The organism is Chromobacterium sinusclupearum, from assembly GCF_002902845.1.
Classification (GTDB): domain Bacteria; phylum Pseudomonadota; class Gammaproteobacteria; order Burkholderiales; family Chromobacteriaceae; genus Chromobacterium; species Chromobacterium sinusclupearum.
In genome coordinates this window covers 1-12,474 of record NZ_PPTF01000028.1, presented here as the reverse complement: position 1 = coordinate 12,474, position 12,474 = coordinate 1, and the positions used below count along the sequence as shown (strand labels likewise).

General features: G+C 64.2%; 15 protein-coding genes and 4 tRNA genes. 6 read left to right on the top strand and 13 right to left on the bottom strand.

What is annotated here, in order from left to right:
- From C2134_RS08155 to cutA, 6 genes are all read right to left on the bottom strand, one after another.
- A partial coding sequence (locus C2134_RS08155; protein ID WP_199179897.1) for a biliverdin-producing heme oxygenase occupies window positions 1-186 on the bottom strand: 186 nt, incomplete at its 3' end.
- Window positions 187-441: 255 nt separating this feature from the next.
- A tRNA-Lys gene (locus tag C2134_RS08150) sits at window positions 442-517 on the bottom strand.
- 36 nt (window positions 518-553) lie between these two features.
- Window positions 554-629, bottom strand: a tRNA-Lys gene (locus C2134_RS08145).
- A gap of 80 nt (window positions 630-709) precedes the next feature.
- Window positions 710-785: transfer RNA gene (locus C2134_RS08140), tRNA-Lys, on the bottom strand.
- Window positions 786-821: 36 nt separating this feature from the next.
- Window positions 822-897, bottom strand: a tRNA-Lys gene (locus C2134_RS08135).
- Window positions 898-1,023: 126 nt separating this feature from the next.
- Window positions 1,024-1,344, bottom strand: a complete 321-nt coding sequence (gene cutA / locus C2134_RS08130) for a divalent-cation tolerance protein CutA (RefSeq protein ID WP_103319076.1) — start codon at window positions 1,342-1,344, stop codon at window positions 1,024-1,026.
- A gap of 31 nt (window positions 1,345-1,375) precedes the next feature.
- On the opposite strand from cutA, the gene C2134_RS08125 reads away from it, so the two are divergent.
- Window positions 1,376-1,828: an FxsA family protein gene (locus C2134_RS08125; RefSeq protein ID WP_103319075.1), complete on the top strand. Its 453-nt coding sequence runs from the start codon at window positions 1,376-1,378 to the stop codon at window positions 1,826-1,828.
- Here the strand turns inward: C2134_RS08125 and C2134_RS08120 are convergent.
- On the bottom strand, window positions 1,822-2,118 hold the full coding sequence (locus C2134_RS08120) for a DUF167 domain-containing protein (protein ID WP_103319073.1): 297 nt from the start codon (window positions 2,116-2,118) through the stop codon (window positions 1,822-1,824). The two genes, C2134_RS08125 and C2134_RS08120, sit on opposite strands and share 7 nt — an antisense overlap.
- Before the next feature lie 76 nt (window positions 2,119-2,194).
- Here C2134_RS08120 and C2134_RS08115 point away from each other — a divergent pair, with 76 nt between their 5' ends.
- The 5 genes from C2134_RS08115 to C2134_RS08095 all read left to right on the top strand — a co-directional run bounded on the left by C2134_RS08115 (window position 2,195) and on the right by C2134_RS08095 (window position 4,937).
- Window positions 2,195-2,662, top strand: a complete 468-nt coding sequence (locus C2134_RS08115; RefSeq protein WP_103319071.1) for a Dps family protein — start codon at window positions 2,195-2,197, stop codon at window positions 2,660-2,662.
- A gap of 89 nt (window positions 2,663-2,751) precedes the next feature.
- Window positions 2,752-3,597 (top strand): energy transducer TonB, encoded by an 846-nt coding sequence (locus C2134_RS08110; RefSeq protein ID WP_103319069.1) that lies wholly within the window; start codon window positions 2,752-2,754, stop codon window positions 3,595-3,597.
- 13 nt (window positions 3,598-3,610) lie between these two features.
- Complete coding sequence (locus C2134_RS08105; RefSeq protein WP_103319067.1) at window positions 3,611-3,988, top strand: VacJ; 378 nt, start codon at window positions 3,611-3,613, stop codon at window positions 3,986-3,988.
- A 29-nt stretch (window positions 3,989-4,017) separates the two neighbouring features.
- Window positions 4,018-4,431, top strand: coding sequence for an acyl-CoA thioesterase (locus C2134_RS08100; protein ID WP_158248724.1), 414 nt, complete (start codon window positions 4,018-4,020; stop codon window positions 4,429-4,431).
- Window positions 4,432-4,451: 20 nt separating this feature from the next.
- A complete protein-coding gene (locus tag C2134_RS08095; RefSeq protein ID WP_103319063.1) occupies window positions 4,452-4,937 on the top strand; it encodes a peroxiredoxin family protein in 486 nt (161 codons plus the stop codon).
- Between the two features lie 358 nt (window positions 4,938-5,295).
- Here the strand turns inward: C2134_RS08095 and C2134_RS08090 are convergent, their stop codons facing one another.
- The 6 genes from C2134_RS08090 to htpX form a co-directional block, all read right to left on the bottom strand.
- Entirely contained in the window at window positions 5,296-6,054 is a 759-nt protein-coding gene (locus C2134_RS08090) for a HesA/MoeB/ThiF family protein (protein ID WP_103319062.1), read from the bottom strand.
- A gap of 154 nt (window positions 6,055-6,208) precedes the next feature.
- Window positions 6,209-7,477 (bottom strand): sigma-54-dependent transcriptional regulator, encoded by a 1,269-nt coding sequence (locus C2134_RS08085; protein WP_043624010.1) that lies wholly within the window; start codon window positions 7,475-7,477, stop codon window positions 6,209-6,211.
- Window positions 7,477-9,579 carry a sensor histidine kinase gene (locus C2134_RS08080; protein WP_103319060.1) on the bottom strand — a complete coding sequence of 701 codons (2,103 nt, stop codon included), beginning with the start codon at window positions 9,577-9,579 and terminating at the stop codon, window positions 7,477-7,479. Before C2134_RS08080 ends, C2134_RS08085 begins: the two co-directional genes overlap by 1 nt.
- The gene (locus C2134_RS08075; protein WP_233196392.1) at window positions 9,579-10,151 is read right to left on the bottom strand and encodes a DUF4390 domain-containing protein; all 573 of its coding nucleotides are present in this window, start codon (window positions 10,149-10,151) and stop codon (window positions 9,579-9,581) included. Before C2134_RS08075 ends, C2134_RS08080 begins: the two co-directional genes overlap by 1 nt.
- Window positions 10,138-11,394, bottom strand: a complete 1,257-nt coding sequence (gene rsmB, locus C2134_RS08070) for a 16S rRNA (cytosine(967)-C(5))-methyltransferase RsmB (protein ID WP_439646993.1) — start codon at window positions 11,392-11,394, stop codon at window positions 10,138-10,140. The genes C2134_RS08075 and rsmB overlap by 14 nt, the downstream gene beginning before the upstream one ends.
- Window positions 11,395-11,459: 65 nt before the next feature.
- Window positions 11,460-12,317: a zinc metalloprotease HtpX gene (gene htpX / locus C2134_RS08065; protein WP_043624000.1), complete on the bottom strand. Its 858-nt coding sequence runs from the start codon at window positions 12,315-12,317 to the stop codon at window positions 11,460-11,462.
- Window positions 12,318-12,474 lie beyond the last annotated feature (157 nt).

Here is a 12,474-nt window from a genome sequence, read left to right as displayed (position 1 = left end):
TTCGGGATTGTCATACAAAGCGTCGGCATCGCGCAGGAAGCGGTACTGCGCCTCCAGGAAGCGGCTGTAATTCTCGCGGTTGGCGAAAGCCTGATTGGCCATGATGCGCTGGTCCAGCTGGTCATGGGTGGCGTGAGTGCGGGCTTTCAGATCCTGGGTGCGGGTGGTGTCGATTACGCTGCTCATTCTGGGATTTCCTGTTGAATCGCCTCCCGCCGCGGGCGGGAAGGAAAGTGAGGCGCTGGCGGATGCAGGCCGGCCGACGCACAAAACGTAATGATAACTATTTTTATTTATTATCAAAAGCAGGAATTCGCCCGCCTCCCGCATCGCCCTGGCGCAAGGCAGGTCAGGCGGTATGAAGGCAATAGAAGCAAATCGACTCGAGAAACAGAAAAGCAAAAGGCCCGATCAGAAGATCGAGCCTGGCGCGTGAATTCTTGGTGGGTCGTGCGGGATTCGAACCTGCGACCAACGGATTAAAAGTCCGCTGCTCTACCAGCTGAGCTAACGACCCATAGGGTAATGCCGTGTCGGGGGTATGCAGGGATGGTGGTGGGTCGTGAGTGGCTCGAACACTCGACCTACGGATTAAGAGTCCGCTGCTCTACCAACTGAGCTAACGACCCATCCTAAACTGCATTGACAACAGAAATGAACTCGAATCGGCCACCTATCAGCATGGCTGATAGACGAAAGCTTGTCTGGATGGTGGGTCGTGAGTGGCTCGAACACTCGACCTACGGATTAAGAGTCCGCTGCTCTACCAACTGAGCTAACGACCCGTCCGGGACAGGCAATGCACTATATCAAGTTTTCTCTGGTGGGTCGTGCGGGATTCGAACCTGCGACCAACGGATTAAAAGTCCGCTGCTCTACCAGCTGAGCTAACGACCCAAGCGAGAGACCGCAACTATAATGAAACGCTTTATTGCAGTCAAGCCTAACGCAAAGATTTTTTTCAGCGTCCCAGACTAGGCGGGAACGAAACCGCTGCATCGACAGTCATAGGTCAACAGGAAATCAAGCTGCTCCGCCCCTTGAAACCACGCTGTCCGATACCCATGTCAGATAAGCGGGCAAGCCCGATGCGACAGGCAAGGCAATGATTTCCGGCACCTCGTACGGGTGCAGTTCCAGCAGCCTCGCCTCCAGCGCCGGATAGGCGTCGCGGCGGGTTTTGATCAACAGCGGCACCTCGTCCGCCTGCTCCACCGCGCCCTGCCAGCGGTATACCGAACGGCAAGGCGCCAGAATATTGACGCAAGCGGCCAGCCGCTCGCTGACCAGGGTTGCCGCAATCTGTCCCGCCAGCTGCGAATCGGGTACATTGCAGACAACCATTAAACATTCGTCAGATGGAAAAGAATTCACGATGCGCGCACTCCCCTTGTTGTTGCTGATCTACCCCTTCGCCGAAATCGCCGCGCTGGTGGCGCTGGCCGATCACATCGGCGGGCTGGCGGTATTCCTGCTGGTGCTGCTGTCCTCGCTGCTCGGCCTGTGGATGCTGCGCAACCAGAAACTCGGCGCCTTGCTGACCCTGGGCAGCGTGATGCGCCAGGGCGACAAGGTTTCGCTGTACTCTCTATTGTGGCCGCTGCGCTATGCGCTGGCCGGCCTGTTGTTCCTGCTGCCCGGCCTGCTCAGCGACTTGGCCGCCATCCTGCTGCTGCTGCCGCTGAAAGGGCCGGATATCCAGTTGCGCACGCCCGGCGCCGGCGCTGGAGCCGGCCCCAGCGCCGCGCCGGCCGGCAACAGCGACATCATAGAAGGCGAGTACAGCCGGGTGGACGAGCAAACGCCGCCGGGCCGCCGCATTCAGTGAAGGCCGAACAGGGCCAGCACCGCGGCGGCGTCGAGATCGCACTGGATCTCCACCACCTTGTGCCGGTTCTTGTCGCCGGATAGCAGCGCAACGTCGCGCTTGGCCACGCCAAAGCGCTCGGCCAGCCACGCCAGAAGCGCGGCATTGGCCTTGCCGTCCACCGGCGGCGCGGCCAGGCGGATTTTCAGGCAGTCGCCATGCTCGCCAGCCGCTTCGGTCTTCTTGGCGCCGGGCTGCACATGCAGCGTCAAGCGCACACGGCCAGCTTGGCACGACAACCAAGGTTTCATCGCCATTTCCTGTCAAAAACGGGGAGTGTAGACCAAAACGCGGCCAGGCTGCACGGCCGCCACACCGGAGAAAAGTATGGATATCGGTATCAACGAGCAAGACCGCCAACACATCGCTGATGGCCTGTCCCGTCTGCTGGCCGACAGCTACACCCTGTACCTGAAAACCCATAACTTCCACTGGAACGTCACCGGGCCGATGTTCAACACCCTGCACCTGATGTTCGAGACCCAGTACACCGAGCTGTCGCTGGCCGTCGATGCCATCGCCGAGCGCATCCGCGCGCTGGGCCACTACGCGCCGGGCAGCTATGCCGACTACGCCCGCCTGACCTCCATCGCGGAAGCCGCCGGCACGCCGCCCAAGGCAGATGACATGATCCGCCAGCTGGTGGAAGGCCACGAAACCATCTGTCGCACCGCCCGCAGCATCTTCGAAGTCGTCGAGCGCGCCAGCGACGAACCCAGCGCCGACCTGTTGACCCAGCGCCTGCAAGTCCACGAGAAAACCGCCTGGATGCTGCGCAGCCTGCTGGAAAAATAAGCGTCCGCCGCACACCGCCCGACGCCGCGCCCCGCGCGGCGTTTTCACGCGCGTCCGTGCTACACTCCGGCAAAGTCCGGAAACTTTACATGGCTGATCATCTGCACCGCTCTCGCCCCCTCGCGCCCAACAACCGTCCGCTGTGGCTGATGGCGGGCGCGTCGCTGCTGGCGCACGTCGCGCTGTTGAGCCTGTTTGGCGTGGCGCCGTCCGCGCCGCCGCCTCCAGCCGCCTCCGGCCCGCTGCAGATCAGCCTGCGGCCACGACATCTGCCTGCCTCCGCCGCGCCCGTCACCGAGCGCGTCGCGGAAGACAACCGCCAAGGCGCCGGCAATACCGCGGAGCCGCGCCAGCTGATCAGCCGCAGCGATCCGCCGAAACCGGCCGCCTCCCCCGCGCCGCCGCCGCAACAGCAAACGGCACCGCTCACGCCCATCACCCGCCCGTCCCCCAACGCGGCCCAGCTGGCGTCGACGCCGCCAAGCGCGACAGTCAGCACCGGCTCGCTGCTGGCCCAGGTGGGCGCGCTGTCGCGCAGCGGCGACAACGCCGCGGCCGACAATGACAAGGAAAGCGGCCAGCGCGGCGACAATCTGGGCGAAGCCGCGCGCGGCTACTCCTGGGCGCGTTATCAAGCGGACTGGCGGCTGAAGGTGGAACGGATAGGCAATCTGAATTATCCGGACGAGGCGCGCCGCCTCGGCCTGCATGGCGCGGTGACGCTGGAGGTGACGATAGCGGCCGACGGCAGCCTGTATGGCATGCGCGTCAGCCGCTCGTCCGGCACTCCGGTGCTGGACCAGGCCGCCCAGCGCATCGTCGAACTGGCCTCGCCGTTCGCGCCGTTTCCCTCTTCGCTGGCCGCGCGCAACCCGACGCTGCGCATCAGCCAGAAATTCGTCTTCACCCGCGACAACCTGTTGTCCAGCCATTGAACAAGGATGCATCATGTTTGAAGTCAACCGCAGCCTCGCCCTGTTGCGCCCGCAGGCGCCGTTTCTCGCCTGGCTCAAGAGCCTGCCCGGCGCCATCGACCCGCAGCTGACGCTGGAGGCGCTAGCCGCCGACTGCAACGCGCTGCTGATTCCGCCGGCGGACGACGCCGACGCCGCGCGCCGCTTCGTGCTGCAAAGCTACCGCCAGCTGTTCGAGGCTGAACTGGCCGACTGGTGCGAAGACCAAAGCATGTGGCCGCAGAACATCAGCCCGAACCTGTTCCAGCAATGGTTCAAGCTGGAAATCCACTCGGTGCTGACCGACCTGGTGGCGGAGCCGCTGGAACGCGAAGCCTTCGTGCCGCTGGACCTGGACGGCCGCGCCGACTAATCGCCACACACACAACAAAGGGGAAACACATGGCACATCACACCCGGATCAAGGTCCGCGGCTATCATCTGGACCTGTTCGGCCACGTCAACAACGCGCGCTACCTGGAGTTCCTGGAAGAAGCGCGCTGGAACTGCTTCGAGGACAGCGGCACGCTGGCGCAATTCCTGCAAAGCGGCCTGGGCCTCGCCGTGGTCAACATCAATATCGACTACGCGCGCCCGGCCACCATGGGCGAAATGCTGCTGATTGAAACCGCCGTCAAGTCGATAGGCAACCGCAGCGCGGTGATCCACCAGCGCGTGCTGCTGGACGGCACGGACATCTTGGTGGCCCAGGCCGACGTCACCTTCGTGGTGTTCGACACCCGCGCCGGCAAGGCCGTGGTGCTGGAAGGCCCGTTGAAGGACGCGCTGGAATTGATACAGGCCCAGTCGGCCTGAAACGAAGGCGGGAACGCGAGATGAAGAAAGGTTTGCTGATCCTGGCGGCGCTGCTGATCGTGGCCGGCGTCGCCTACTCCCTGCTGTTCGCGCGCCAGGCGGCGCCGGAAGTGAAATTGACCTCGCTGGCGGGCGTCACCACCAGCACCTCGGCGCTGAAGGGCAAGGTGGTGCTGGTGAACTTCTGGGCCACCAGCTGCCCCGGCTGCGTCGAGGAAATGCCGGAGATCAAGAAGCTGCATCAGGACTACGCCGGCAAGGGCCTGAACGTGCTGGCGGTGGCGATGAGCTACGACCCGCCCAACTACGTGCAGAGCTTCGTCGCCAAGTATCAGCTGCCGTTCTTCGTCGCGCTGGACACCCAGGGCGACGTGGCCAAAGCCTTCGGCGACATCCAGCTGGCGCCCACGACCTTCCTGATCGACAAGCAGGGCAACATCATCAAGCGCTATGTCGGCGTGATGAACTTCCCGGAAGTGCGCAAGCTGATCGAGCAGCAGCTGTAATCCCAACCGTAGGGCGGAAGCCCCCTGTGGGGGCGTTCCGCCTGCCTCACTGCCTATCTTTATCTGGGAACAATACGCTCATAAAATCCCTGCCATCCAGTTGGCTCTGGGAATGAGGCAATAAAAGCTAAACGCTCATCTTCTAGTAGAAATGAGTACCACTCCCTGAACGCATACCAAATAAACTTCACCTCCACCCATTCTCCATCCAATGGATCCCAAAGGTATTTGGGGATACTTGACCCATGGGGGCTCCATATCCAGCGCTCCTGTTTAAATTTTCTTGCAACCCAATGGCCGCCACTCGCCGGCCATCTATGCATCAGGCGGAACGCCCGGCTTTAGCCGGGCTTCCGCCCTACCGGCACACCGCGCAAGCCGGATCGCGCGGCACGCGGATCTGCTTGAAGCTGCCGCCCAGCGCGTCGTACAGGGTCAGCTTGCCCAGCGCTGGCGCGATGCCGGCCAGCAGCTTGATCGCTTCCACCGCCTGCAGGCTGCCGATCACGCCGACCAAGGGCGACAGCACGCCGAAGGTGGCGCACGGGCCGTCGCTGGCCTCGCCCTCGTCCGAGAACAGACAGTGATAGCACGGCGAGGCCGCGTCGCGGCTGTCGAATACCGCCAGTTGGCCGGAGAAACGCACCGCCGCGCCGGACACCAAGGGCACGCGCGCGGTCACGCAGGCGCGGTTGACCGCGTGGCGGGTGGCGAAGTTGTCCGAGCAATCCAGCACCAGGTCGTGGGCCGCCACCTCGTCCATCAATCTCTGGCCCGATAGCCGCTCGGCCAGCGGCCGGACTTCAATCGATGGATTCAAGGCCCGCATGCGCCGCGCCGCCGACTCGGCCTTGCCCTGCTTCAGGCTGGCGGTGTCGTGGGCGATCTGCCGCTGCAGATTGGACAGCTCCACCGTGTCGTCGTCGACGATGCTCAGATGGCCGACGCCGGCGCTGGCCAGATACAAGGCCACCGGCGAGCCCAGCCCGCCAGCGCCGACGATCAGCGCGCGCGCGGCCAGCAGGCGGCGCTGGCCTTCGATATCGATCTCGGGCAACAGGATGTGGCGGCTGTAGCGCAGCAGCGCCTCGTCGTCCAGCTCGCGGTCTTGCTCCATGCTCATGCTCCAGAATGCGAAACGCCAGCCGGGAAGGCTGGCGTCGATAAGCGATTGCGTCCGTACAAAACACCCGGGACAAGGCGCGTCTCGTAGATTGGGCTAAGCAAAGCGGAGCCCAACATTACCTCAACGCAGCATCAGGCGTTTTGCCTTACTCTTCCGCCACCTTGCGGGCGAACTTGATGCCCAGCTGCTTGAGCTTGCGGTACAAGTGCGTGCGCTCCAGGCCCACTTTCTGCGCCACCCGGCTCATATTGCCGTTTTCCAGCGAGATGTGGTACTCGAAGTAGCGGCGCTCCAGCTGTTCGCGCAGTTCGCGCAGCGGAATGTTGAAGTCGAAGCCCGACTCTTCCACCGGCTTTTCGTGGCGGAACTGCGCCAGCACCTTGTTGACCTCGGCGGCGTCGATCTCGTCGGATTCCGCGGTCAGCGCCAGGCTCTTGATGATGCTGCGCAGCTGCTCCAGATTGCCCGGCCAGTCATACTGACGCATCGCGTTCAGCGCGGCGGTGGTCAGCTTGCGGCCGGGCACCTGCTTGGACTCCACCAGTTCGACCAGAATCTGCTCGGCGATGAAGGTGATGTCCTCGGCGTGCTCGCGCAGCGGCGGAATCGGCACAATCACGCTGGACAGCGCGGTCAGCAGGCGGTTGTCGCACTCCGGGTCCACCAGCAGCTCCTGCAGCGGGCGGCTGCAGGAACAGATCAGGCGCACATTGAAGCGGTCCAGCTTGGACAGCAGGAACAGCAGGCCCTGCTGCACTCGGCGGCTGTACTGGCCGATCTCCGGCAAGTACAACACGCCGTTGTTGGCCTTCTGCAAGAGTTCCAGCGGCGCGTCGGCCAGTTGCTCCAGCTTGGCCGGCGTCACCCAGGGCGTATTGCCCTGGTGGAAAAAGCGCGCCACCAGCTCGAAGCCTGAACCGGATTCGCCGGTCAACAGCACCGGCGATTTGACCTTGGCCACGCGCTCCAGCTGGCGTTTCAGCTCCTGAATCGGCTCGCTGCGTCCCAGCTTGTCCAGGTTCAGCGAGGTATTGGCCTGCATGTCGCCGTATTTCAGCGCGCGCTGCACCGTGGTCAGCAGCTTCTGCAGGGCGATCGGTTTCTCGAGGAAGTCGAATGCGCCGATGCGGGTGGCCTCCACCGCGGTGTCGATGCTGGCGTGGCCGGACATCATGACTACCGGCATGTTCAGCAAGCCGGACTTGGCCCACTCCTTCAGCAGGGTCACGCCGTCGCAGTCCGGCATCCAGATGTCGAGCAGCACCAGCGCGGGGCGCGTCTGGTTGCGCAACTGCCGAGCCACCTCGGCATTTTCCGCCAGGGCCACGGTATAACCTTCGTCCTGCAGGATCTCGGAGAGCAGTTCTCGAATACCGATCTCGTCGTCCACAATCAAAATATCGCTGCTACGCATTAGGCCTCCAGCAATGGCAGGGAAAGAAGGACGCGCGCGCCTTGCCGTTCGGCATTCCCCAAGATGACCTGTCCATGGTGCTCTTCCATAATCTTCTTGACCACGGCCAGTCCGAGACCGGTGCCCTTGGCTTTGCTAGTCACATAAGGCTCGAACGCGCGCCGCAGGATGTCCGGGCCAAAGCCGGCCCCGTTGTCCTCGACGCAGACGAGCGCGTTTCCTTCTTCTTGTCGGCTGCTAATTTGAATCATCGGGATGCCAACGTCAAGGACTGCGTCCTGGGCGTTCTGCATCAGGTTGTGCAGCACCTGTCGCAGCAGGGCGGCATCGCCCATGATCATCAGCGGCATATCGTCCAGCGCAATCTTAACAGCAGGATTGGATTCGTAAAGAGTCATCACTTCTCGAATCACCTGATTGAGATCAAGTTTGACCAGTTTGATCTTCGGCGCGCGGGCATAATCGCGGAAAGCGTCCACCATGCTCTTGAGCGCACCCACCTGCTTGATGATGGTATCGGTGGAACGTTTCAGCATATCGGCATCCGGTCCTTCCAGCTTGTCGGCCAGCTTCATCGCCAGCCGTTCGGCCGATAGCTGGATAGGCGTCAGCGGATTGCGGATCTCATGCGCCAGCCGCTTGGCCACCTCGCCCCAGGCCGCGTCGCGCTGGGCGCGGGCCAGTTCGGTGATGTCGTTGAACACCAGCACGTAGCCGTCGCTGGAGTGCTCCGGCAACCGTGCGCCGCGCACCAGCAGGATGCGCTCGCCCTGGCTGGTTTCATAATTCAGCTGGGTCTGCCAATCGGTTTCGACGTCGCTGTCGGCATGCTGCATCACCGTTTCCACCAGCGGCGTCACCGCCGGCATTTCCTGCCCCCACTCCGGGAAACGGTGTTCGGCCAAGCGGCTGAACTCCACGCCCAGAATGCGCGAGGCGCTGCTATTGGCGGCGCGGATCTGCCAATCTCCGCCAAAGGCGATGACGCCGGCCGACAGGTTGGCCAGTATGCTTTCCAGATAAAGCTTGCCGCCTTCCAGCTCGCCGCGGCTTTTTTCCGCCTGCTGCCGCGCCTCGTCCAATTGCTGCGTCATGCGGTTGAACAGCGTGGTCAGCATGCCCAGTTCGTCGCGCCGATACACTGGATGGCGCTTGGAAAAGTCGCCCTGAGCCACGGCGCGGGTGCCCGCGGCCAGCTCGGACAGCGGTGCGGACAAACGCTCGGACAGGAACAGCGCGAAGGCCAGCGCGGCCGTCAGCGCCAGCAGCACCGCCAGCGCCAGCGTCAGCATGTAGAAGGTGCGCAAGCCATGCCGCGCCAACAGCAGCTGGCGGTATTCGGAACGGGCGCTCTCGATCTGCTCGGCGTCGCGGCTGATGTCGGCCGGCGCGGCCTGGCTCAATTGCAGCACCCGGGTTTCCTCGCCAGGCGTGCGGTAGGCCACCAGCACACGCAGCGACAGCCCGCTGTTGCCATCGTTTTCTATGGTTTGCTGCGGATGCTGCAAGCGTACGCCGCGCAAGGCTTCATGCGTCAGCGGCATCGGTTTGCCGGCGCCGGAAAAAGCCACCATCTGGCCGCTGCCGCGATTGAATACGGCGATCTCGGTCAAGCCCAGTTGATCGCGCAAGCGGTTCAGCCGGTTCTGCAATTGCCCATCCGGCAGCACCGCCACTTCTTCCTGCACCAGCCGTCCCTTGCGGCCGACATCGTCCAGCACGTAATTCAGCGCGCTGCGGCCCAGCACCAGGCCGCGGTCCAGCGCCGCCTCGACTTTCACGTCGAACCAGCTTTCGATGCTGCGCGTCAGGAATTGGGCGGATACCGTGAACACCAACAAGCCCGGCACCAGCGCCACCCCGGCGAACATCATCGCCAGTTTCTGCGTCAGCTTGGCGCCGAACACGCGGTTTTTCACCCGTTGCCGCAAGCGCAGCAACTGGCGCGCCACCACACTGAGCAGCGCCAGCAACAGCAGGCTGTTCAGGCCGAACACCCACCAGTAATAGTCGTTGAGTTTGGAGGCGTTGCCGGTGGCCACCGCCAGCAGGTAGAGCAGGATCGCCCCGACGGTCGCCATCGCGATGGAGGCGTAGCGCATCAGTTGGCGTCCTTGACGTCGAGCTTGATCCAGTCCGACTCCAGCGTCCAGTCGTCGGAGCCCAGCGCATTCATCTGGAACGGTTTGGGCAACTCGCTGATATCCAGCAGCAAGCGGACTTGGCCGGCCACATTGCCGGGCTTCTTCGGGTCAAGCGTGCCGGCATTCAGCACACGCCAGCCCTGAATCGCGCCGATGGAGGCCAGCGCCTCGCGCAGAGTAGGATAGTAGTTGGACAGACTGCCGATGCTGACGCGGTAACGGCCGGTCAGCGGCTGATACGCCAACTTGAAGCCGATCTGCGCGTGCGGGTCGAACCACTCGCGCAGGCTGAGGTAATAAGCGGTGGTGCGCGGCTTGATCAGCTGGAACTCCAGCCGGAAACCAAGCACCACGCCCTGCTGCAGCGCCTCGTTCAGGCTGGGCGTCAGCCGCGTCAAAAAGCGCGTGCTGACCGACAGCGTGCCGTCCGGCATCACTTCGGCCTCGGCCCGGCGGGACGCGATGGTGTCGGCCCAGGCGGCAGTCGCCAGACAGCACAGCAGCAGCCCAATCAGGCTAATGTTTTTCAAGCAGCGCGTAATAAAAGCCGTCATGACGCTCACAGGGCAATAGTTGCTCCTCTTTCAGACGCACCGCATCCGGGTGACGCCGCAGGAAGCTCTCCAATTGCTGGCAGTTTTCTTCCGGAAAAATCGAGCAGGTAGCGTATAGCATTTTCCCGCCGCTGGCGAGCAGCGTCCACAGCGCGTCGGCCATCGCCGCCTGTTGCCGGCCAAGCGCCGCGAAATCGCCGGGACGGCGCAGCCATTTGATGTCCGGATGGCGGCGCACCACGCCCGAGGCGGAACACGGCACGTCGGCAAGGATGCGGTCGAACGGGCGTCCGTCCCACCAGTCCTGCGGCCGCGCCGCGTCGGCCTGGCGCAGTTCGGCGTTCAGACCCAGCCGCTGCAGATTGTCGCCCACGCGGGCGAGCCTGGCCGCGTCGATGTCCAGCGCGGTCAGTTCGACATCGGCCAGCTCCAGCATGTGGCCGGTCTTGCCGCCAGGCGCCGCGCAGGCGTCCAGCACGCGCAAGCCGGGCTGCAGGTCCAACCAGTGCGCGGCGCGCTGCGCGCCCTCGTCCTGCACCGACACCGCGCCGTCGGCGAAGCCGGGCAGATCGCGCACCGCCACCGGCTTGGCCAGCTGCACCGCCTCGTCCCCCAGCGCGCTGGCTTCCATGCCGGCCGCGGCCAGCTGCGCCAGATACTCCGCCACCGAGCCCTCTCGGCGATTGACCCGCAGCGTCAGCGGCGGATGGGCGTTGCTGGCTGCCAGCACCGCCTGCCATTGCTGGGGATAGGCCTCGCGCAGCCGCGCCACCCACCAGTCCGGGTGATTGGCGGCGGCCACGTCGTCGCGCGCGGCGGCGTCCAGGATTTCGTCGCGGCGGCGCAGGAAGTTGCGCAGCGCGCCGTTGACCAAGCCCTTGAACTTGCCGCGGGCGATGCCGCTGGCCGAAGTCACCGCTTCGTTCACCACGGCATAAGGCGCGGCGCGGGTGTGCTGCAGCTGATACAGCGCCACCAATAGCAGGCGCTCCAGCTGCGGCTCCGGCAGCGGCCGCGGCACCAGCTGGCGCAGGCAGTGGCGCAGCACGCCGAGGTGGCGCAGGCTGCCGTAGCTCAAGTCCTGCAGCGCGCCGCGCTCGGCCGGCGTCAGCTGTTCTTGCTGGCGCTGGGCGTCGGCCAGCGCGTCGGTCAGAGTGGTGCCAGCCTCGATTCGGCCCAGGATGTCGGCAGCCAGCCGCTGGATGTGATGCATGTGGATTCTTTCGATGAAGCAAGGCCAGTCCGCAGTGGACTGGCCTGGGGTCGGATACTCAATATATGCGTTCAGTAGACGCCGCGCGCCATGTCGTTCAGCCGCGCGATGCGTTCTTCGGTATGCGGGTGGGTGCGGAACAGGTCGCCTACGCCGCCCCCGCCTGACAGCGGGTTGATGATCATCATCTGCGCGGTTTCCGGATGGGCTTCCGCCGTCGGCATGGCGATGCCGCGGGCGTAGTATTCGATCTTCTGCAAGGCCGAGGCCAAGGCCAGCGGGTCGCCGGAGATCTCGGCGCCGCCGCGGTCGGCTTCGAATTCGCGGGCGCGCGAGATCGCCATCTGGATCAGGCTGGCCGCCACCGGCGCCAGAAAGGCCACGGCTAGGCGCGGCAGCAGGCCCACCGGCTGGCCGTTCTCGTCGCGGCCGCCGAAAAACATGGCGAAGTTGGCCAGGGCGGAAATCGCGCCGGCCATGGTGGCGGAAATGGTCGAGATCAGCGTGTCGCGATGTTTGACGTGCGCCAGCTCATGCGCCATCACGCCGCGCAGTTCGCGGTAGTCCAGCATGCGCATGATGCCGGTGGTGGCGGCCACCGCGGCGTTTTCCGGATTGCGTCCGGTGGCGAAGGCGTTAGGCTGCTCCTCGTGGATCACGTAGACGCGCGGCATCGGCAGGCCGGCGCGCTGCGCCAGCTCCGCCACCATGGCATAGAACTCCGGCGCGCTGTTGGCGTCGACTTCCTGCGCGTTGTACATCGACAGCACCATGCGGTCGGAATTCCACCAGGCAAACACGTTCATGGCGCCGCCGAACAACAAAGCCAGCATCATGCCGCCCTTGCCGCCTATCATGCCGCCGATCAGGGCGAACAGCGCCAGGATCGCCGCCATCAGCACCGTGGTCTTCAACCAGTTGTCGTTCATGCTCTCCCTCTCAAAACCCGCTTGACAATCAAACAGATGCTTGGAGTCTCATACCCCCAGCCGGGTTCCCGCCAGGCTGGCGCGGCCGGCGACAAAGTCGCGCGCGGCCAGCCGCTTGCCGCCGGCTGCCTGCAACACGCTGACGCGCACCAGGCCC